The sequence below is a fragment of the Antrihabitans stalagmiti genome (genome assembly GCF_016482825.1).
In the GTDB taxonomy this organism is placed as follows: domain Bacteria; phylum Actinomycetota; class Actinomycetes; order Mycobacteriales; family Mycobacteriaceae; genus Antrihabitans; species Antrihabitans stalagmiti.
In genome coordinates this window covers 62,088-81,307 of the sequence record NZ_JAEMNV010000001.1, presented here as the reverse complement: position 1 = coordinate 81,307, position 19,220 = coordinate 62,088, and the positions used below count along the sequence as shown (strand labels likewise).

At 63.0% G+C, this 19,220-nt stretch carries 21 protein-coding genes; 7 read left to right on the top strand and 14 right to left on the bottom strand.

The genetic code is table 11. The features are described from left to right. Window positions 1-5: 5 nt before the first annotated feature. Complete coding sequence (mbp1, locus tag JGU71_RS00390; protein ID WP_199700934.1) at window positions 6-242, bottom strand: microaggregate-binding protein 1; 237 nt, start codon at window positions 240-242, stop codon at window positions 6-8. Between the two features lie 211 nt (window positions 243-453). On the opposite strand from mbp1, the gene JGU71_RS00385 reads away from it, so the two are divergent. The 3 genes from JGU71_RS00385 to JGU71_RS00375 all read left to right on the top strand — a co-directional run bounded on the left by JGU71_RS00385 (window position 454) and on the right by JGU71_RS00375 (window position 3,286). Next, on the top strand, window positions 454-600 hold the full coding sequence (locus tag JGU71_RS00385) for a hypothetical protein (protein WP_199700933.1): 147 nt from the start codon (window positions 454-456) through the stop codon (window positions 598-600). Between the two features lie 78 nt (window positions 601-678). Beyond that, window positions 679-975, top strand: a complete 297-nt coding sequence (locus tag JGU71_RS00380; protein ID WP_199700932.1) for a MerR family transcriptional regulator — start codon at window positions 679-681, stop codon at window positions 973-975. A gap of 49 nt (window positions 976-1,024) precedes the next feature. Continuing rightward, complete coding sequence (locus JGU71_RS00375; RefSeq protein ID WP_199700930.1) at window positions 1,025-3,286, top strand: bifunctional diguanylate cyclase/phosphodiesterase; 2,262 nt, start codon at window positions 1,025-1,027, stop codon at window positions 3,284-3,286. Here JGU71_RS00375 and JGU71_RS00370 read toward each other — a convergent pair. Further along, window positions 3,216-3,509, bottom strand: a complete 294-nt coding sequence (locus JGU71_RS00370; RefSeq protein ID WP_199700928.1) for a hypothetical protein — start codon at window positions 3,507-3,509, stop codon at window positions 3,216-3,218. The genes JGU71_RS00375 and JGU71_RS00370 overlap by 71 nt on opposite strands. Before the next feature lie 127 nt (window positions 3,510-3,636). Here JGU71_RS00370 and JGU71_RS00365 point away from each other — a divergent pair, with 127 nt between their 5' ends. Next, entirely contained in the window at window positions 3,637-5,934 is a 2,298-nt protein-coding gene (locus tag JGU71_RS00365) for a diiron oxygenase (protein WP_199700926.1), read from the top strand. A 6-nt stretch (window positions 5,935-5,940) separates the two neighbouring features. Here the strand turns inward: JGU71_RS00365 and JGU71_RS00360 are convergent, their stop codons facing one another. From JGU71_RS00360 to JGU71_RS00350, 3 genes are all read right to left on the bottom strand, one after another. Continuing rightward, window positions 5,941-6,705, bottom strand: coding sequence for an enoyl-CoA hydratase (locus JGU71_RS00360; RefSeq protein WP_199700925.1), 765 nt, complete (start codon window positions 6,703-6,705; stop codon window positions 5,941-5,943). Window positions 6,706-6,868: 163 nt separating this feature from the next. Then, entirely contained in the window at window positions 6,869-7,348 is a 480-nt protein-coding gene (locus tag JGU71_RS00355) for an SRPBCC family protein (protein ID WP_199700924.1), read from the bottom strand. Continuing rightward, window positions 7,345-7,686: an ArsR/SmtB family transcription factor gene (locus JGU71_RS00350; protein ID WP_199700923.1), complete on the bottom strand. Its 342-nt coding sequence runs from the start codon at window positions 7,684-7,686 to the stop codon at window positions 7,345-7,347. The genes JGU71_RS00355 and JGU71_RS00350 overlap by 4 nt, the downstream gene beginning before the upstream one ends. A gap of 162 nt (window positions 7,687-7,848) precedes the next feature. On the opposite strand from JGU71_RS00350, the gene JGU71_RS00345 reads away from it, so the two are divergent. Beyond that, window positions 7,849-8,631, top strand: a complete 783-nt coding sequence (locus JGU71_RS00345; RefSeq protein WP_199700922.1) for a hypothetical protein — start codon at window positions 7,849-7,851, stop codon at window positions 8,629-8,631. 4 nt (window positions 8,632-8,635) lie between these two features. Here the strand turns inward: JGU71_RS00345 and JGU71_RS00340 are convergent, their stop codons facing one another. From JGU71_RS00340 to JGU71_RS00315, 6 genes are all read right to left on the bottom strand, one after another. Further along, window positions 8,636-9,256 (bottom strand): response regulator transcription factor, encoded by a 621-nt coding sequence (locus tag JGU71_RS00340; protein WP_199700921.1) that lies wholly within the window; start codon window positions 9,254-9,256, stop codon window positions 8,636-8,638. Then, a complete protein-coding gene (locus JGU71_RS00335; protein WP_233528630.1) occupies window positions 9,253-10,413 on the bottom strand; it encodes a sensor histidine kinase in 1,161 nt (386 codons plus the stop codon). Before JGU71_RS00335 ends, JGU71_RS00340 begins: the two co-directional genes overlap by 4 nt. Further along, complete coding sequence (locus JGU71_RS00330; protein ID WP_199700919.1) at window positions 10,413-11,231, bottom strand: ABC transporter permease; 819 nt, start codon at window positions 11,229-11,231, stop codon at window positions 10,413-10,415. The genes JGU71_RS00335 and JGU71_RS00330 overlap by 1 nt, the downstream gene beginning before the upstream one ends. Next, a complete protein-coding gene (locus JGU71_RS00325; RefSeq protein WP_199700918.1) occupies window positions 11,228-12,187 on the bottom strand; it encodes an ABC transporter ATP-binding protein in 960 nt (319 codons plus the stop codon). The genes JGU71_RS00330 and JGU71_RS00325 overlap by 4 nt, the downstream gene beginning before the upstream one ends. Beyond that, the gene (locus tag JGU71_RS00320) at window positions 12,184-12,423 is read right to left on the bottom strand and encodes a hypothetical protein (RefSeq protein ID WP_199700916.1); all 240 of its coding nucleotides are present in this window, start codon (window positions 12,421-12,423) and stop codon (window positions 12,184-12,186) included. The genes JGU71_RS00325 and JGU71_RS00320 overlap by 4 nt, the downstream gene beginning before the upstream one ends. 244 nt (window positions 12,424-12,667) lie before the next feature. Next, window positions 12,668-13,183, bottom strand: a complete 516-nt coding sequence (locus tag JGU71_RS00315; protein ID WP_199700914.1) for a hypothetical protein — start codon at window positions 13,181-13,183, stop codon at window positions 12,668-12,670. 302 nt (window positions 13,184-13,485) lie between these two features. Between JGU71_RS00315 and JGU71_RS00310 the strand changes: the two genes are divergently transcribed. Both JGU71_RS00310 and JGU71_RS00305 read left to right on the top strand, forming a co-directional pair. Continuing rightward, window positions 13,486-14,877, top strand: a complete 1,392-nt coding sequence (locus JGU71_RS00310) for an SLC13 family permease (RefSeq protein ID WP_199700913.1) — start codon at window positions 13,486-13,488, stop codon at window positions 14,875-14,877. Window positions 14,878-15,079: 202 nt separating this feature from the next. Next, window positions 15,080-16,183 carry a PrpF domain-containing protein gene (locus tag JGU71_RS00305; RefSeq protein WP_199700912.1) on the top strand — a complete coding sequence of 368 codons (1,104 nt, stop codon included), beginning with the start codon at window positions 15,080-15,082 and terminating at the stop codon, window positions 16,181-16,183. A gap of 7 nt (window positions 16,184-16,190) precedes the next feature. Here the strand turns inward: JGU71_RS00305 and JGU71_RS00300 are convergent, their stop codons facing one another. The 3 genes from JGU71_RS00300 to JGU71_RS00290 form a co-directional block, all read right to left on the bottom strand. After that, entirely contained in the window at window positions 16,191-17,111 is a 921-nt protein-coding gene (locus JGU71_RS00300; protein WP_199700911.1) for a LysR family transcriptional regulator, read from the bottom strand. An 82-nt stretch (window positions 17,112-17,193) separates the two neighbouring features. Further along, window positions 17,194-17,826, bottom strand: coding sequence for a hypothetical protein (locus JGU71_RS00295; RefSeq protein ID WP_199700910.1), 633 nt, complete (start codon window positions 17,824-17,826; stop codon window positions 17,194-17,196). Then, window positions 17,802-19,220, bottom strand: a complete 1,419-nt coding sequence (locus JGU71_RS00290) for an MFS transporter (protein ID WP_199700909.1) — start codon at window positions 19,218-19,220, stop codon at window positions 17,802-17,804. The genes JGU71_RS00295 and JGU71_RS00290 overlap by 25 nt, the downstream gene beginning before the upstream one ends.

Sequence of the window (19,220 nt, the reverse complement as noted above, 5' to 3'; positions counted from 1 at the left end):
AACTACTACTGTGCTGCGCGCTGACGCTCTTCGTCTGCCTTCGCCGCGGCACGGGCCTTCTCGGCCTCTGCTTCCTTGAGCGCAACCTCGCGCTGGTTCTCAGCCTTGTCCTGCTGAGCTGCGCCTTCCTGCTGGAGGTTGTCGTTGCCGACGACACTGCCAACTGCTTCCTTGGCCTTGCCCTTCACATCTTCGACAATGCCCTTGGCGCCTTCGGCGGGTCCACTGTTTTCGTCAGCCATGTCGCTCCTTTATGTCGTTGGGTTCGTGCTGAAGAGGTAGTACCCACACCGCCCGCGGTCGTAAACGTAGCTGGAACGGACTTTCTTTGGATCCGGCAAAATACGTTGCCTTGCAGCACTTTTCGTTGTGTCGACAAACCTTTCGCGAGCAGATCGTTTGACCTCGCGCCCATCTGGGTACACCTGGTCCGATGAGCGAAGGGTCGGTGTCATGACAGACGAACGGGAATCCGCGACGGCCACTCCGGAGCGGAAGAGGGACAAGGACGTCCACACCGATCCACCGGGCCCGGCCGATCACGGTGGCCACGGCGGTATGGCGACGCGGGAACAGGATTCGAACGAGGCAGAGAGATAATCTGCTTCGACTGCCACAGATTTGCTATCACCTGAGTTAGACTTGGCGACTACCCGTCAGCCATGAAGGTGAGGCGCGATGCGCGAACCCGACCACACATCCGGGCGGCCCGCTGCTGGTCACGCTGTGTACGGAATCTCGGTCGCTGCCGAACTCTCCGGCGCCGCAGTGCAGTCCCTGCGCTTGTTCGAACGCCACGGCTTGGTCACCCCCGCACGCAGCGAGGGAGGCACCCGCCGGTACAGCAGCGACGACATCGACCGCATTCGACGAATCACCGAACTGATGAAGTCCGGCATCAATCTCGCTGGGATCGATCGAATCCTGGAGCTCGAAGACGACAACGCCGAGCTTCGCGAAGCGAACGGCCGCTGATACATTCCGATCCATCGATCGAAGTCCTCGTTGAACCGGGGAGGATGCGGTGCAGAACGAAACAGAGACCGTCGAGCTGCTGCGCTCGGTCTTCGACGGATCACCCGATTCGATTGTCCTGACGGATTCGGCAGGTCAGGTTCTCTACATCAACCCGGCAGGGACGGCGTTGGCAGGTATGCCACAATCCTTCGCGGGCTCGAACCTTTCGGTGCGAGATTTGTTCGGCGGCAGCGATTACGACGATCTAGCGCAGGTAGTGGCCCAGTCCGGGCAGTGGTGCGGCCCTGGCCACATCCACCACGGTCCTACCGGGCAACAGATCCCCGTCCAAATTTCAGCGTTTGCCATCGAGAGCATCGACGACGACCCGATCACAGCCCTGATCATCCGCGACTACCGCGAAGTCGAATATGAACAGTGGCGAGCCGCCGTCGACGCACTGGAATATCGAGCAGCGGAACAACAGGCAGTTGCGGGACTGAGCAAGCTCGCCCTCGATGGAAAGCTCGGTGAACTGCTCGAGGCGGCGACCGCGGCCGCGTCGACTTTGATGGGCGTCAACCGATCGATGATCACGCGGATCTCACCCTCCGATGCCGACTTGCTCACCGTCGAAGCCTTCGCGGGCAAGCCACCCCGGCCACCGCACCTGCCCGCGGGCACATGGTCCCTGATGGGTTACTCACTTCTCACCAACGAGGTCGTGATCTGCGAGAACCGCGACTACGAGACGCGCTTCTCCACGGTCGCCATGGCGTCCTACGGTTTTCGAAGTGGCGTATGTGTGCCGATCCCGGCCGGTGCTCACGCGTGGGGTGCACTGTCGGTGCACAGCGTGAAGAACCGCGTTTACACCGATCGCGACATCGCGTTTCTGCAGACCGTCACGGGCATTCTTTCGGCAGCGATTCGACGTCTCGATCTCGATAGACAGCTGCACGAGCGCAGCATGCGAGATGCGCTGACGGGGCTCCCCAACCGTGCACACGCATACGAATGCATAGACGCCTCCCTTGCGCGGGCAAACAGTGCCGGGACGACGATGGCCGTGCTGCTGATCGACATCGACGACTTCAAGATCATCAACGACAGCTTGGGCCACGATGCAGGCGATCTCGCGCTGATCCGGTTCGCCGAACGACTTGTCGCGACCAGTCGTCCGGACGACACGGTCGCCAGACTCGGCGGCGACGAATTTCTGGTCGTCTGCGACGGAATCGTCGGGGCCGACGACGTCGCGGTGATCGCGCGCACCCTGACCGATGCGATCGGCCGCGCCCACGTGTTCGACAAGGACCCCGCACCCCTGAGTGCAAGCATCGGCGTCGCGATCTCGGATTGCACGACAACACGGCAAGAACTGATCCGTCGCGCCGATCTCGCCATGTATCGAGCCAAGGAGACCGGCCTCGGGGGCCACGCCGTCTTCGACCAGAGCGACGTATACGACGCCGAACGAACGCGGGCACTGTCCGTGGACCTGCGAACCGGTCTGAGTCGGGGAAATCTGACTCTCGTCTACCAGCCCTTGGTCGACCTGACCACAGGTGCCATCGACGCCATGGAAGCGCTTGCGCGATGGCAGCATCCGACCCTCGGCGCGATCGGCCCGTCCGAATTCATCGCTATCGCGGAGCGAACCGGACTAGTTGGCGAACTCGGCGAATGGGCATTGCAGACAGCGTGCGAGCAAGCGGTGTCATGGCGCGAATTCTCTGACGTCGGCATCCGCGTCAACGTCAGTGCACTGCAGTTGCGTGACCCGGACTTCGTCTCGCAAGTCGCCGAGATCTTGACGCGGACCGGCCTCGACCCAGCTTCGTTGGGGCTGGAGATCACCGAGACGGTCTGGGTCTCCGACACCGCTCGAGTGGCAGGAACGTTGTCCACACTGCATGAAATGGGCGTGAAGATCGTTCTCGACGACCTCGGCAGCGGTCACAGCTCCATCAACTATCTGCGCCGCTACCCGGTCTTCGACTGTTTCAAAATCGACAAATCCTTCATCGCCGACCTACCCGGCACCCGTCCCGAAGCGATGGTGTCGGCCATGGTGATGCTGGCTAGGGCATTCGACGTCACGTGTGTCGGCGAGGGAGTGGAGACGGCCGCACAACTCGACGCACTGCGAAGGTGCGGTTGCGATGTCGCTCAGGGGTTCCTGCTCGGCCTGCCGATAGCAGCGGACAAAGCTCTGTCGCTACTGATGGCCGGCGTATCGCACCAGTCGACGCAAGTCAGACGCTCGGCGGCTCGCCGAGATGGTTCGGCCACGGCCGCTTGCCTTCGCGAACCTCCACGTACTTGATCGGCTGGTCCGGCTTCAAGTCGACGAGACCGGACTTACGCACCCAGATCGACGGAATCCACGTGCCCATGTCGTTGCGGGCGATGACGGCGGGAGCCGGCGCGTACCAGCCGCGTTCCAACGCAAAATTCTCCAGATCGGCGATCGAATCTGACTCGAGAACCGGCCTCAGGTCGCTGAGCATGTAATGCTTAACCGATTGCCAGAGACCGTATTTCGCCATCGGTCGATTCTAGGTGCGCCCAACACCTGAACCGGGATTCGCAACACCACTGCCTCGTGCCGATGCCGATGTTAGGCTCCGTGATCTAGGTCACAGCGGTGTTTTTGACGGTGCATTTGGAGGCGACATGACCGGCGCAGTCGACGAACGTTTCGAGGCATCCGAGAAGATCTCGAGCAGGCTGATCAAATCCTCGCTCAAGCAGTCCTACGATCCCTGGTCCGACATCGATTGGGACGCTCCACTTGTCGGGGACGCACCGTTTATGCCGCTGCATCGCTCGACTCTCTACGGCACAGACATCTGGGAGACCCTGTCCCCAACCCAGCGCGTCGAGTTGACGCGTCACGAATTCGGCAGCGTGATGAGCACGGGGATCTGGTTCGAGATGATCCTCATGCAGTTGGTGCTTCGCAGCGCCTACGACATGGATCCGCGCACGGCACACATGCAGTGGGCGCTCACCGAGGTTGCCGACGAATGCCACCACTCGATCATGTTCGGAAAAGTGCTCGCGCGCACCGGCATTCCACCGCACCGGCACTCGAAGGTGCTCAACGAACTCGGCCGCGTCTTCAAGGCGATCACCTGGGGACCCAGCTCGTACGCTGCGATCCTGGTAGCCGAGGAGATACTCGACGAAGCTCAGCGCGAGATGTTGTCCGACGAGACGATAGAGCCGCTGATCAAGCGTATCAACCAGATTCACGTCACCGAAGAAGCGCGGCACATTCGATTCGCGCGTGAACAGATCTCCGACATGATGAAGCAGGGTCTGGACCCCGCCGAGTTGCTGATTCAGCAAACCCTCTGCGCCGTAGTCGGATTCGCCATCGTCGAAGCTCTGATCAGTCCCGGGGTGTACGGCGCGATCGGCCTCGACCCCGGTAAGGCTTACAAGACGGCCCGCGAAAACCCGAACATGCACCGAACTCGCGCCGACTGGGGCAAGAACGTGGTCGAGTTCTTGAGCGAGAACAACCTGATCGGTGGACCCGCCGCTGGGCTTTGGCGCGCCAGCCATTTGATCAACGACGCCGACGTCGAGCGCGGGGTGCTAGGTCGGGGCGTCGACACCGGAACCGCAGCGGCGTTCGCTGCAGCGACGAAGATCCTGACCATTCCAGGGCTCGGCAAGTTGAGCCGCGGCACCCTCGCGGGCGCGGGATCGGGGCCGGGTAAACAACCGAAACCGCGTGAGGAGTCGGGGCCCTCCAACGGAACATCGTTGTCGCTGCCGGACATGGTGACCAATTCGGCTCCCGTCCAGGCGATTCGGCGCGCCACCGGGTTTCTACCGTGGGGCCTGATCGGTGATCCGCTCGCACCGTCGGAGCGGCCGCGCCTACGACCGGAGAGTTCGAAGAGCGTCCACCGACTCACCGTCAGCGACGTGACTCGGCTGACTCCCGACAGTGTCGCCGTCACGTTCGACGTTGCGCCCGAACTCGCCGAGACCTATCGCTACAAGCAGGGGCAGTACCTCACTGTCGAAGCCGTCATCGACGGCGAAAAAGTCCGGCGGAGTTACTCGATATGTGCGCCCGTCTCCGCACAAACCTTGCGAGTCGGCGTCAAGCAGACACCCAACGGCGTCTTCTCGACCTACGTCGTCGAGAAGTTGAAAGTCGGCGACGAGGTCGACGTGGTCCCACCCGCCGGTCGGTTCCATACCGAACTGGACGCAGCCAACGCGTTGCACTACGTGGGTGTCGCAGGCGGCAGCGGCATCACACCGATTCTATCGATCATGGCCAGTGTCCTCGAGGAAGAGCCCGACAGCCGATTCACCTTGCTGTACGCCAACAAGGATCGAAGTTCGGTGATGTTCTTCGACGAAATCGCCGCCCTGGACCGGCAATACGGGGATCGGCTGACGGTGCTGCACGTGCTCGAAAAGGGCGGCAGAAGCGGCGCGGGGTTTGCCAGCGGATTCATCGACGCGGACCGACTCGCCGAACTCGAGCTGGAGGACGCCGCCCACTGGTTCCTGTGCGGACCGGCTCCGATGACCGAAGCTGTTCGCGATGCCCTGCTTGCCAAGGACGTGTCGCGCAAAGCAATTCACCTGGAGCTGTTCAACACGATCGCATCGACATCAGCAGTCACCGCCAAACCGGCACCGACCGATGCCACCAGCGTTGCGGGCGCGCAGCTGCGATTCGACTTCGAAGGTGCAGACGAAACGATCGAGCTCACCGACAACGAGCTACTGCTCGACGCGGCACTGCGCACCGGACAGGACATTCCGTGGTCGTGCAGGGAAGCGGTGTGTGGAATGTGCAGGGCCAAGGTGTGCGATGGCCAGGCAACACCGATGGCGGCGAACTTCATCCTCTCCGACGACGAAGTTGCCGACGGGTTCGTGCTGACCTGCCAAACGCGCGCCGCGAGCGAGAAGGTTCGACTCGACTTCGACGCGTGATCGCCGTCAGGCTTTGCCGAAGTTGTCGAGGTAGCGCCTGAATTCGTCGCTGCCGACCGATGACGCCTGCGCCCACGATTCGAAATCGACCGACGTAGCCAGATCCGACGTGGTCGCGATCTGCACCGACCTCTTGATGTTGGCGTTGAGTTCGGGACTGCGGGCAGCGAACCTGGTGGCGAGTTCACGCGCTTTCACCTCCGGCTCGTCGGCGAGAATGTTCGCGAGTCCGAGACGAATTGCATTGTCCGCCTTGATGATGTCGCCGGACAGCAACGCAGCGGTGGCCTGCGCGGGACCCATCCTCTCGGTGAGCATAAACGAGCAGCCGCCGCCTGGATGCAACCCGATTTCCGCGAAAGTCGGTCCGAACGCAGCGCGAGGTCCGGCGACCACGATGTCGCACGCGAGGGCGATGTTCATTCCGGCACCTACTGCGGCGCCCTGCACTGCCGCGATCGTCGGGATCGTCAGGTCTCGGATACCGAGAAACGACCCGTAGACACCTTTGAGATGGCGCCGCAGCTCATGCACAGGTCTCGTGATGTCGCCGAACATGCCACCGAGATCGGCTCCAGCACAGAACGATTTGCCCGCACCCGCGACGATCAGCGCGCGGGCATCACCATCGGCTCGCACCGTCTCGATCGCCGCTGCCAGTTCGCGAAGCAGGTCGGCGTCGAGTGCATTGCGACGCTGCGGCGCGTTGAGCCGGATGGTCCGCACTGCACCTTCGCGCTCGAGCAAGACGAGGTCTTCGGTCGGAGTCATGTCGCTCAGCCTAGAGAAGGCCGCCGACTGCATAGTTGTTCAGGTTCGATGCGCGGAATTTGCCTGAAGAACTATGCACTCGATGGACTACTTGCGCGGCGCGTTCCATTCTCTCCCTCGGCGACAATCCGCAAGGGACACAACAGGGTTGGATCAGCCCGCCCTACACTTCAACGCGCTCGACAACTCCAGCGAGCTGGTCGATCACAGTCCCCCACCCGTCGTAGAAACCGAGCTCTTCGTGCTGATCGCGATCGACGACGTTGCGGTGCATCGCATTGGCGATGTACTCGGTACCGAGCGGATGGTCGCGCATCGTGATGACTGCCGTCATAAACGGGTCTTCGGCGGGTCGCCAACCACCGACGAGCGAGTTGGTGAACACGATCCGTTCGAGATCGTCGATGGCAAGGAAGCAGCCGTTCAGGTGCGGAGCGAAATCGCCGCCGTCTTCGCTGATCAGCGTACGAAACGAACCTCCGGGCCGCAGGTCCATCTCCGCAACCTTGCAGACCGCAGGCGCCGGAACCCACCACTGCTCGAAGCGGGTCGGGTCGGCCCAGGCCTTCCACACCGCCTCGCGTGGCGCCTTGATGATTCGCGTGATCGTAAGGTCGAGCTCGGGGTGTGTCGATGACGTCATTTCTGTTCTCCCTCTTCGTAATTGGTGACGAATGCTTCGAGTCTGTCCGTGCGGCCCTGCCAGAGCCTTTGCTGTTCGGCGAGCCAGGACTCCACGACGTCGAACGAGGTCCGTTCGATGACACAGGTCCGCACACGTCCGGTCTTGTGGGTACGGATCCAACCGCTGCCCTCCAGAAGGTGGATGTGCTTCATAAACGACGGCAAGGCCATATCGAACGGCCTTGCCAGCTCGCTGATGCTCGCGGGGCCCTGACCGAGTCGACCAAGCACCGCACGCCGTGTTGGATCCGCCAGAGCCTGGAAGACTCCGTCGAGGTTCTGCGAATACTGAGCCATAAGGCAAAGTATCAAGGATCAAAACTTAGCGCAAGAGCTAAGCATTAACAGTTGTTACGCGCCCTCGTCGGGTCTTTTGTGAACTCGAACTTTGTGATCGCATTACTCGTACCTGGGTAGGAGCAGAGCTACTCCCCCGCCGAACCGATCCGGAGAACGACCATGCGTCACCTGCCGATTCGCATCGCCCTCGCTACCGTCGCAGCAACCGGACTCACGGCACTAGCCGGGTGCAGTAGCGACGACTCCCCCACTGCTACAACGACATCCACCTCGGCTGCGGCGTCGCCTGCAGCAGCGGCAGACGCACAGTCGATCCTCGACTCGATCCCATCCCCGTTCGCCGACGCGCCACGTCCAGCCGACACCTACCTCGGCAGCGTCGACGGCACGAACGCCTACATCGCGGTCGTCGTATCCGGCGACAAAGCAGTTGCTTTCGTCTGCGACGGTGCGACCACTTGGGCCTGGCCGGCGGGGTCGTTCGACACCTCCCGGCTTGCCCTCGCTGATCCGAACGGCACCACTGTCGACGCCCAAGTGGACGGTTCGACAGTGACAGGCACCGTCCGGATCGGTGGCACCGACCATGCCTTCACCGCCGCACCTGCGCAAACGAACGAGGGCGTCTACCGAACAGCGCTCGACGAAAACGGCCAAACTTTCACGGTCGGCTGGATCGTCCGCGAGGAAGGCGGCCGCGGACTCGAGCGATCAGCCACGGGAACCCTCCGCAACGCCGTCAACATCAGTCAGGACGACGGCGCGGATCGACGCCAGGACGAACAGAACGAGCAACGGCGCTGCGAAGAACTCGAACGCGACCTCGCCGACGCACGGGCAACACTGAGCGCACTCCAAGCCCGCCCCCGCGAAGGTGGAAACATTCAGATGATCGCCCTCGCCCAGCAACGACTCGATCGTTTGATCAACGATCAGTGCTGACCGGTCAAATCCATCCGTACTTGCGCGCGGTGAGAGCCGCTTCGTATCGGTTGGACGCACCCAGTTTGGCCATCGCCGTCGATAGATAGTTGCGTGTGGTGCCAAGCGACAGGTGAGCGCGGATCGCGATTTCCTCTGTGGACGCACCATCGATGGCGTACTCGAGTACGTCGGCTTCGCGTGCGGTGAGCACCGTGTCACCTGTGCTGATGGCTTCGGCAGCAAGTTGTGGGTCGACGTGGCGTCCGCCGTTCGCTACCGTGCGGATGACTTCGGCAAGCGTTGCCGCAGAAGTGGTTTTGGGTAGAAAGCCCCGCACCCCGGCGGTGAGTGCTCGTTTCAGATAGCCCGGTCGGCCATGGCTGGTGACGATCAGAATGCCGGCTCCAGGAGTAAGTGCCAGCAGTTCGATTGCAGTGTCGATTCCGTCCATACCGCGCATCTGCAAGTCGATGACCGCCATTGCGTCCTGCTCACCGTCGTCGACTCGCCGCCGCCAGATGGCGATCAACTCTTCGCCGGATTCGACGTCGGCGATCACGTCGATATCGTCTTCGAGGTCGAGCATCGCCGCCATTGCGGTTCGAATCAGGTTTTCGTCATCGGCGAGCAGGACTGGAATCACGATTTCTCCCAACGTATTTCGAGCACAAAATGATCGCCGGTGGCGGTGGTGTTCAGCACCGCGCCGACAGTGGCGAGCCGCTCGGCGAGTCCGCGCAGACCCGACTGCTGAGCTGGATCACGGGCAGAGCGGGACTTGACGGAGACACCGTTGTTGCGCAACGACATTCCGGCGCCGCCGAAGGTCATCGTCGCCGTTGTGGCTGCCGAATGCTTGACGATGTTCGTCGTGCCTTCGCGCACGACCCAGGCGGTGACCTCGTGGAACTGCGCTGGAATCCGGGTCGGGTCGCCCTCGATGGTGAGCTGACAGCCCGCGGCCGCCAGCAGCGAGCGGGCTCCGGCAACCTCACCTTCGAGATTGATGTCCCGGTAGCCACGGACGAGATCGCGCATTCTGTTCATGGATTCGACAGCGAGGTGCCTGACGTCCTCCATCTCGGTGGCCGCGCGGTCGGCGGCTCCGGATCGCGAGAGTGTCGCGGCGAGTTCACTTTTGACAGCGATCGCCGAGAACCCGCGGCCGACCACATCGTGTAGGTCGCGCGCGAAACGCAATCGCTCTTCGGCAACCTGCAACTGCGCCTCGATCGTTTTGGCGCGATCCAGGTCTTCGACGATCTGAAGGCCCCATCTCGTCAACAGGGTGCTGGCAACGATGACAGCGGCAAGGGCAGCAGTCAGCGCAGCCAACCGCACACCCCCGGCAAGAGACGATCCGAGGGCTGCGCCGGTGGCGATTCCGATCCCGACAACGATCCACCACCGGTATCGCAGGAACGGAACGACCGACTGCGCCAGGAGCAGTGCGCAGATCAGCCCTGTCGAGCGAATCGCGTCACCGTCGGACTCGTCGGTTCCCAGGTAGATTGCGGCGACACAGGCCAGCCAGACCGCGATCAGGATCGATGTCCCGACCGGAAGCGCCCACCGCCGTAGCGCGGATGTACTCCACGCGGCCAGATCGGGTTGGGCCTGCACGGCAAGAATCGCCGCGATCCCGGAGACGACGATCCCGGCAGCAGCCAGTGGCACCGCTGCGCTGACGATGCTCGCAAGGACCACGACCGCAGCGATGGCCACCGGGAGCGTGAGCTGTGCATAAAGACGGAATTTCGCCGGCCCCGACTGCTCACGCCACCAGATGGCCACTCGCATCATCCGCGGTCGTCCCAGCGGAAGCTCGTCCCGACGATTGCCAGTGCCAACACGGTCCACAGTCCCAGTGTCGCAAGCGGTTGGGCCATCTCGGCGAAGGTCCCCGCGAAGTCGAGCGCCGCTGCTGAGTCAGAGGCCGTCGCAGGCAAGCCTGCGGCGCCGAGGGAGATCAGGTCGGAGAGCGCCGCGAAAGGTGTCCAGTCGACGACAGCGCCGAGGCGGTCGGGCAGCACGTTGCGGATCGAGGTCAGTCCGACGAACGCGATCATCATCACCGGCATCGACGTGATCTGTGCTGCCTCAGCGTTTTTCGTGACGGCACTGGTAGCAAGTCCCAGTAGCGAGAAGAGGACGATACCGCCGAGCAGGGCGATCACCAGTGCCACCGGGTTGACCGGTGCCGGCGATCCGGCGCCATAGATCACTCCGCCGACGATCACAGCACCGGCAACGGTGAGGATGGCGCCGGGCACCGCTGGTGCGGTCTGAATTTGCCAATCCGCTGCCTCACCCGTGCGCAGCCGCTTCAAGACCCCTTCGCCACGGCGAGTGGTGATCATCGACAGCACCGAGTAGTACTGCACGAACAGAAATGCCATCAACGCGAACATTTCCAGGCCGGTGGTCGCCACTTCCGCCGTCGACCCGAGGTTGTTCCGTGCGAGGAAGAACGAGACCAGCGGCAGAGCAACGGGGAACACCGTTCCCATGATCACCAGCGTCTTGTTGCGGCGGAACTGCCGGTACTCGGCCGTGGAGAGCGCCGTCAGTGGGCGTTTGCCGTAGCCGACAGCTGGGGCCGCCATCAGGGTGGTCATAGTTGGGCTCCGATCATGTCGTTCGTTGGCGCCGAGGTCTCGGCAGTGTTGTTGGCGTCGGTTTCGTCGGTGGCGATGTCGAGAAACACCGACTCGAGCGAGGCAGCGCGCGCTTCCAGGCCGTTCAGTCGCAGTCGGTGCGCGCCGGCCCAAGCGAGCAGTTCGGACAGATGCGCCTGCAGGTCATGGGTATAGACCGTCACCCGCGATTGTGGATCGAGCCGCGCACCGCGAAGTGGCGGCAACTCGAGGCCAGGATGGTCGAAGACGATGCGCGCAGGGTGCTCGTCGACGATGTCGCGCAGGGTGCCACGGCGCGCGATCCGGCCTTTGTGCATGATCGCGATGGTGTCGGCCAGTGCTTCGGCTTCGTCGAGGTAATGCGTCGTCAAGACCATCGTCACACCGGCTGCCTTGAGCCCGGCGAGTAGTTTCCAGGTCGCACGACGACTTTCGGGATCGAGCCCGGTCGTCGGTTCGTCGAGAAAAAGCAGACGCGGCTGCCCGAGCAGCGCGCACGCAAGATCGACACGTCGCCTTTCGCCGCCTGACAACGATCCGACTCGGACGTCGGCCCGGTCGGTGAGGTCGACCTGAGCCAGGACAGCTGCAGCGGTGGTCGGATTGGAACAGGTGCCGCGCCACATCTCCAAGGTCTCGGCGATGGTCAGTTCGGCGGGGAGGCCGCCGGACTGCAGCATGATGCCCACTTGCGGGCGCACCAGCTTTCGGTCCCGACGAGGGTCGAGGCCGAAGACCTCGACGTCGCCCGCGGTGGGTGCCGAAAGTCCCTCCAAGAGATCGAATGTCGACGTCTTGCCTGCCCCGTTCGTGCCGAGCAGCGCGAAGACCTCACCTTCGGCGACGTCGAGATCGATGCCCTTGACCGCTTCGAATGCGTTGTCGCCCTGGCCATAAACACGACGCAGTCCGCGTGCGGTGATCACGGTGGTCATCGCGAACCCCACTTCCGGGTGCCGAGTGCCCAGCGGACCGCAAAGTTTCCGACGACCAAGGCGCACGCGATAGCCGTGTAGACGATCGTCGGCTGCACTATGGCCAGGATGGCCGCCATCAGCACGACGGTAGTTACGATGACTGCCACTTCACGCCCTCGGCTCGGGGCGGGGCCGAAGCGACTGGCGTCGGTGACCAGGTTGGCCAGAGGTGAATCGATCCGTGTTGTGTTCATGGCTATAAACCTGGTCGAGACAGGCTGTCACCAGTAGTGCGCGCGATCATCGATTTCGCTGGGATCTGTCATCGGCAGGTGCTGACAAAGATCACCCGGCACTCGGTTGCCGGTTCGACGCGTAACCTACGGCGTCACGGAGAACGTGCCGAAGCTCGGTGTACCGAAGACGTCGTCGAGGCCTGGTAAATGTGCTGTCGCCGTGACGATTACCTGACCCGGACCCGTCACCACCGCGTCGCGATCAGGCCACCTCGACGATGTCGTAGATCTCGTCGGGGCGAGCGGCCAGAACAAGTTTCGACATCTTCTCGATCTCAGCGAGAAATTGTGCACGCTCGTCGGTTGTCGCCTTTCGACCGAGCAGGGCGAAACGCATGAGGGCCTCGGGGACGAACTCTTGGCGAGCGTGTGCAGTGACGATTCTGCCGCGGTAAGCAAATTCGAAGACCCACCACGCCATTCGATCGCCGCCGTCCGTACGGGCGAACTGCGGGTCGTGACGGAAGCGGTCCTCGACGACGGCTCGCGTGACGAACTCGATCCCGTCGCGAACGCCCGGCCCTGGATGCGCAGTGCGCACCTGGATTTCGCGTCGTTCGGGAGGTCCATCGGGCGACAGCACTGGGAAGACTCGCTGCATAACTCTGAACGAATGTGCAAGACCGCCTACCGATCTCGGCCCGCTGTACAGCCGCAGATCACCGAACGTGAACTGCAACTGCGAGCCGAAATCGACGACATCGATCGTGTCGGACACAGTGGAAAGGATAACGCGGGAAGGGTGCTAGAGCGACGAACGGGTCACCAGTGCTCACTTTTCGCGAAAATGCGAGCACTGGTGACCCGTTCGGCGGATGTTCGAAAGCCTTTAGTTCAGCTTAAGCCAGTGGTAGTAACGCGACATTGTCATTAACCCTGAGCCCTCTTAGTGTGATTTACGTAACGAAAGCGAAGGATGTGACATGCAGACCCCGAGACCTACCAGCTCAGGATCGGCATCGCTCGCTTCTTGCTCCGATGAGCCCGTGCGCGAACAGCCGCCGAACCGAAAGAACGCCCATGACTTCCGTTGAGATATTGCCCCTGATCGCGTTGGTGGCCATGTTCGTCATAGCCACTTTCTTCCCTATCAATATCGGCATCCTTGGCTTCATCGGTGCTTTCGTCGTCGGCTATTTCCTGCTCGGTTACGACGACAAAGAGATCCTCGCCGATTTCCCCAGTTCGATAGTCCTGACGATCATCGGGGTGACCTACTTCTTTGGGATGGCGAAGAAGAACGGGACGATCGATCTCCTCGTCAACGCCTGCATACGCGGCGTCGGCGGACGAGTGACGATCGTTCCCTGGGTGTTCTTCTTCTGCGCCTCGGTACTCACCGCACTCGGTACGTTCAGCCCCGCCGCTGTCGCGCTGATCGCGCCGGCAGGCATGTCGTTCGCCGCACGGACCCGGATGAGTCCGCTGGTCATGGGCATCATGACGATCAACGGCGCACACGCCGGAGCGTTCTCGCCGATCTCCGTTGCCGGCGTTCTCGTCCGCGACATCGTCGAAAGCAGCGGGCTAACGATCGCTCCGTGGACACTGTTCTTCGCGAGCTACGGGATCAACTTGCTGCTCTCGATTCTGACGGTGGTCGGTTACACAGCCCTCGCCAAGGTGCGGCACCTCGAATTCACCGCAACCGGTTCGAGTTACGACAACGACGACAACGGGGGCGGTAGTGGCAAGATCCATTGCACCGACGACGACCACGCGCCGCTTGCAGGCGGATCGGGCGGTGGCACGACCCAACTGCTCGTCCGAAAGCCGCGAACCGCGACCGTCACAGCACCCGAACCGCTACAGGTCACCAAGGTCCAGAAGCTCACTCTCGTACTGATCGCGGTCGTGTTGGTTCTGGTCCTCGTTCTGCATCTGCCGATCAGCTTCGTCGCTATCGCCGCCGGAGCGATCCTCGCCTTCACCGACATGTCCAAACAGAGTGAGGCAATCGCCGGGATCAGCTGGTCCACAGTGCTTCTCGTCGCAGGCATGGTCACCTACATCTCGCTGCTGCAAGAGATCGGCACAATCGACCACCTCGCCGAAATGGCCATCTCGATCGGCGCACCGCTACTCGTCGCGGTAGTCCTCTGCTACGTCATCGGTGTCACCTCTGCGTTCGCATCCTCGACGGCATTGCTCACCGCGGTGATTCCACTCGCGTTGCCACTGCTGCAAACGGGTGCGCTCCCAGTCGTCGGCGTTGTTGCGGCGCTTGCTATCTCGGCCACCGTTGTCGACGTCTCCCCTTTCTCCACCAACGGCGCACTGGTCCTCGCCAACGCGCAGAACATCGAACGGCCGCGGTTCTACCGTCAACTGCTGCTCAATGCCGGCATCGTCGTCCTGATTGCGCCTGCGCTGTGCTGGCTGGTGCTGGTCGTCGTCCCCACGTTGGTCTGATCGTTTCGACCGACCGGTCGAGGGTTTAGCAAAGGTTAACCCTCGTCGACAAATTCCCGATTGTTCTCCACCCTTATCTCGACCAGTGTGGGTAGTAGACACCGCACGGATAGCGCTCTCACAGCAGAGCGCCGAGCGGAATCGCAAAACTTCTGAAACCGAAAGGTGGGCCGTGGCTGTGTTCACACTCCGAGGAACTTGGATGCGTGGAGGCACCAGCAAATGCTGGCTCTTCAACGCAGTAGATGTCGATCCGTTCATCGCCCAGGCCGGCGGACTGGACGCGATGCTGACCTCAGCGTTCGGGTCCGGCGATCCGTTGCAACTCGACGGGGTCGGCGGCGGCAGTTCGACCACATCGAAGGCGGCGATCGTCCGTCGGTCGAGTGATCCCGGCATCGACGTCGAGTACCTGTTCGCCCAGGTCGCGATCGGAGACCGTCGGGTCGAATGGGGAAGCAATTGCGGCAACTGCGCAACCGCGATCGGCTTGTACGCCCTGCAATCCGGCTTGGTGGCGGTCGATTCGGTATTGACGACCGTTCGAATGCGCAATCAGAACACCGGTTCGGTACTCACGGCCGAGATCGCCACCCCAGGCGGACTGATCCCCACCGAAGGTAGCGCTGCAGTTCCGGGGACCAGCGCCCTCGGCGTACCGGTGGGGCTCTCGTTCACCGGCCTCGATTCCGTTGCAACAGAACTACTTCCAACGGGAAGCGCTACGGACCGGATCCAGATCGGAGAGCACGCATACGTCGCCACGATGATCACCGCAGGCGCGCCCGCAGCGCTGTTCGACGCCGCGGACCTCGGGATGACAGGCGCCGACGACAGCCGGACCCTCACCGACCACCTGCCGCTGCTGATGCGGCTTCGGCGCGAATCCGCATTACGTATGGGACTGAGCAGGCCCGGCGATCCGATCACTCACGCGATCCCGAAAGTCGGGATCATCGGGCCGCCGACGACCTACCGAACCAGTGCGGGCGTCGTCGTCGACGCCGACGAGTACGACATCTCGGTTCGAATGCTGTCCATGCTCGCCCCACACCCCGCCATCGGACTGACCTCGGCCGTCGCCGTCGCAGCGGCATCCACCGTTGCCGACAGCGTGGTCTCCGATCACCTACGCGTCCGCTGGCCAGGGTCGCTCCGGCTGGGAACCCTTGCCGGCGTACTCGACGTCGACTTTGCAACCTCACTCAACGGCGTTCTCGAATCGGTAACGCTGCATAGGGCGGCCCGCCGGATCGCCTCTGCAGAACTCTTCGTCTCCGCACCACTGTCCGCCACCGCCGGATAGCTGTCGGCTACGTCGCCTCGAACGATTCGGCCAACGGTCGAGCCGCCGCAGCGCACACCGCTATCGCTTCCTGAGCAGCCGGACTCAGCCGCCGTTCAGCCAAGTGCGCCACCAGAATCCGACGTTGCGGCGATCGGGTAGCGAGCGGGATCGACCGAACATCAGGCCTAAGGTTGAGCACCGCGAGCCGCGGCGCGATAGCTACACCAAGCTCGACGCCGACCATCGCCTGCACCTCACCGTAGTCGTGAGCGAAAACGCTTGTTCTCGGCATGAAACCACCCTGCTGACAAAGCTTTTCGAGAGTCTTGGCCGCCGGATGATCGTCCGCGCGCACCACCCACGACTCGTCGCGCAGCTCGGTGATCCGGATCGAATCACGGTCGGCGAGACGGTGTCGCGCCGAAAGCAGCAGCACAGTCGGGTCGTTCATCAAATGGTGGTAGGTCAAAGTCGGATCATCGACCCGATTCCACTCGTAGTCCCACAACAGGGACAGCTCGGTCTCACGGCGGCGGAGCGAATCCACGAGCTGAGCGAACCGACCGCTGACCACCTTCACCTCGACACCGGGATGACGGGTCTTGAACTCTTTGACCACAAGCGGCAACAGCGACGAACCCGCTGTGGGGAACGTGCCGATCGACAACACTCCGGCACGCAACCCCCGTATCTCCGCGAGTTCGGCCTCGGCCGCTTCGAGCTCGACGAGAATTCGTTTGGTGTGCCGAACGAGCGAATGACCCGCTTCGGTCAACACAACTCCCCGCGCGTGCCGCTCGACGAGCGGCTGCCCCGCCTCGTTCTCCAACTTGCCGATCTGTTGGGAGACAGCAGAAGTCGTGTAACCCAGCGCAGCAGCCGCTGCAGTGATCGAACCCTGCTCGGCAACCTCGCACAAAGTGAACAATCTGACCGGATCCAGCACCAGCCACTCCTGGTATTAGTGAAATTTAATGGAATCCTGCTCAGTGGCGATCGTACTTCAGTCGCAACCGCACTGACAGTCATCAACCCGGCAGCAGGTCGCGCAACCTGGCGATCAGGGAATCCTTCACCGCTCGGCTGACCGCGTCGTTGATCATGCGGGTGATGTCGTCGGTGTCGGACAGGTCAGCCAGCATCGCGCGGAGGTCGAGGTCGTCGATAGCGCGGAGCAGAATGTCGTCGGTCTTCAAGGCGCCGTTCACCATCGAGTCCGGCAGACGGCGGAGCAGCGACTTCACGTAGCCCGGCAGGTCCGCGTTGGCGAGCGCTTCGTCGGCGAGATCGGAGGCAGGCGGGAGGGTGCCGTCGGCCTGCATTCGTTGCACCGCATTGCGCAATCCCGTTCGCATCGCCTCGATTTCGGCGTCCGAGCGCTCTCTCGGTTGCGCGAGCTGCAACACAAGCGCTTCGCGTGAGACGCGCAATTGGCATGCGGCGCCGTCCAATCCGAGCAACACCAGCCTCGCCCCTAGCGCTTCGATGCCGGTCGCGATCGGTTCGACGACCCTCGCGACGCACGGGTCCGCAGTGCGGGCCGGGGCAAAGTCACCGCCACCGTTGGCGACCTGGACCCCGAGCACGATGCTCACCAGCGCCGCGGCGATGGTCGGAAGGATGGCAGCGCGGACCGTCACGTCTTCACCCTGCTCCGCCATAGGCCGAATGGGATCAGCGGCACAAGCGCGGCAAACGCCAATGCCGCGCCGATGAGGAACGAGTCGCGAAAGGCCCGAGTCGCGGCTCGTTCGAGCTGTTCGTCCAGGTTCCGTTCGAGCGCCTGAGCAGCGGGACGCTGCTCCGGGGCGACCTGCAGCGCGGCGAACGCCGGATGGAGGTCGGGCACCCGGCCTCGCTCGCTCGCCAGTTGGTCGCTCAGGCCATTGGCGAGGGCGATCTTGTCCCGCACGGGCAGCGGCGCATCGAGCACCAATCCCGTGATGGCTTCCTGCGCAGGGCCTTGGGCGTCGACCAGGTCAGCGGTGAACACCGGCGTCAACAGTGCAAGGCCGAGAACAACTCCCGCGTGCCGAGCGCCGATCGTCCAGCCGCCGTGAATCGCCCGCGGCACCCGATCACGCAGGGCTGCGAACGTGAGTGAGTCCACCGTCAGCCCGAGTCCGAGCCCGATCAACGCCTGCGGCGCGATCGTCCAGGCCAGGTGCGCCGATGGCGGAATCGCAAGCCCGACTAGACCGCCCGCGATGAGCAGACAACCGGCGGCGGTCTCCGAGCGTGGCCCAGCCCGGACCCGTCGAGCCAGCGGCGTCGCAACGAAAGCCGCGACCGGCACAACCGACACTGTCAGCGCAGCGGTTGCCGGCGAACGACCCCAACCCTCGACCAGTAGCAAGACGAGCAGAAACAACGCAGCGGTGAGCGCAGCGGAAAGCAACACCAACGCGAGATTCGGCGCGAAGGCTGGGCGCTGCTTGTCTACGGCGCGAACGGGATTGCCTCGGATCGCAAGCGCAGCAGGTACTGCCAGAACTGCGATCGGAACCTGCACGACGAAGATCGATTGCCATGAGATGGCTTGGGTGAGCAGTCCGCCCGCGACGGGTCCGACGGCGGTCCCAAGAACACCCGCCGTCGTCCAGCGAGCAACGCCACGTTTCTCGTCGGTCGCCGAGACCAGCAGTTCCAGACAACCGACCAGAGCGAAGGCACCACCGAGCGCCTGCGCGCAACGCGCGGCGATCAGCACCTCCATCGTGCCGGCCAGAGCACATGCGGCCGAGGCACCGGCGAACACTGCGATTCCGGCTGCGCACAGCGGCGCGGGATTCCAGCGTGTGCAAGCCCACGCGGCGGGTACGACGACCAGAGCGAGTACGAGGTTGAACGCGATCAGCACCCACGCGACCTGAGCGACACTGCCACCGAGATGCCGCAGGATCTCCGGCAGCGCAAGCGTGACGATCGCCGAATCCGCGAGCACAACTCCCACGGTCAACGACAGCAGGGGAACCGCGGCACGACGCACGACAACAGACTTACCGGAGTTGGCACCTGTGTCCAACGAGGCGCGCTGGGCAACGCAGATTGCCAT

Coding starts and splice junctions, on each gene's coding strand:
- mbp1 (WP_199700934.1), bottom strand. CDS start 242: ATGGCTGACGAAAACAGTGGACCCGCCGAAGGCGCCAAGGGCATTGTC.
- JGU71_RS00385 (WP_199700933.1), top strand. CDS start 454: ATGACAGACGAACGGGAATCCGCGACGGCCACTCCGGAGCGGAAGAGG.
- JGU71_RS00380 (WP_199700932.1), top strand. CDS start 679: ATGCGCGAACCCGACCACACATCCGGGCGGCCCGCTGCTGGTCACGCT.
- JGU71_RS00370 (WP_199700928.1), bottom strand. CDS start 3,509: ATGGCGAAATACGGTCTCTGGCAATCGGTTAAGCATTACATGCTCAGC.
- JGU71_RS00365 (WP_199700926.1), top strand. CDS start 3,637: ATGACCGGCGCAGTCGACGAACGTTTCGAGGCATCCGAGAAGATCTCG.
- JGU71_RS00360 (WP_199700925.1), bottom strand. CDS start 6,705: ATGACTCCGACCGAAGACCTCGTCTTGCTCGAGCGCGAAGGTGCAGTG.
- JGU71_RS00355 (WP_199700924.1), bottom strand. CDS start 7,348: ATGACGTCATCGACACACCCCGAGCTCGACCTTACGATCACGCGAATC.
- JGU71_RS00350 (WP_199700923.1), bottom strand. CDS start 7,686: ATGGCTCAGTATTCGCAGAACCTCGACGGAGTCTTCCAGGCTCTGGCG.
- JGU71_RS00345 (WP_199700922.1), top strand. CDS start 7,849: ATGCGTCACCTGCCGATTCGCATCGCCCTCGCTACCGTCGCAGCAACC.
- JGU71_RS00335 (WP_233528630.1), bottom strand. CDS start 10,413: ATGCGAGTGGCCATCTGGTGGCGTGAGCAGTCGGGGCCGGCGAAATTC.
- JGU71_RS00330 (WP_199700919.1), bottom strand. CDS start 11,231: ATGACCACCCTGATGGCGGCCCCAGCTGTCGGCTACGGCAAACGCCCA.
- JGU71_RS00325 (WP_199700918.1), bottom strand. CDS start 12,187: ATGACCACCGTGATCACCGCACGCGGACTGCGTCGTGTTTATGGCCAG.
- JGU71_RS00320 (WP_199700916.1), bottom strand. CDS start 12,423: ATGAACACAACACGGATCGATTCACCTCTGGCCAACCTGGTCACCGAC.
- JGU71_RS00310 (WP_199700913.1), top strand. CDS start 13,486: ATGACTTCCGTTGAGATATTGCCCCTGATCGCGTTGGTGGCCATGTTC.
- JGU71_RS00305 (WP_199700912.1), top strand. CDS start 15,080: ATGCGTGGAGGCACCAGCAAATGCTGGCTCTTCAACGCAGTAGATGTC.
- JGU71_RS00295 (WP_199700910.1), bottom strand. CDS start 17,826: ATGGCGGAGCAGGGTGAAGACGTGACGGTCCGCGCTGCCATCCTTCCG.
- JGU71_RS00290 (WP_199700909.1), bottom strand. CDS start 19,220: ATGGCAATCTGCGTTGCCCAGCGCGCCTCGTTGGACACAGGTGCCAAC.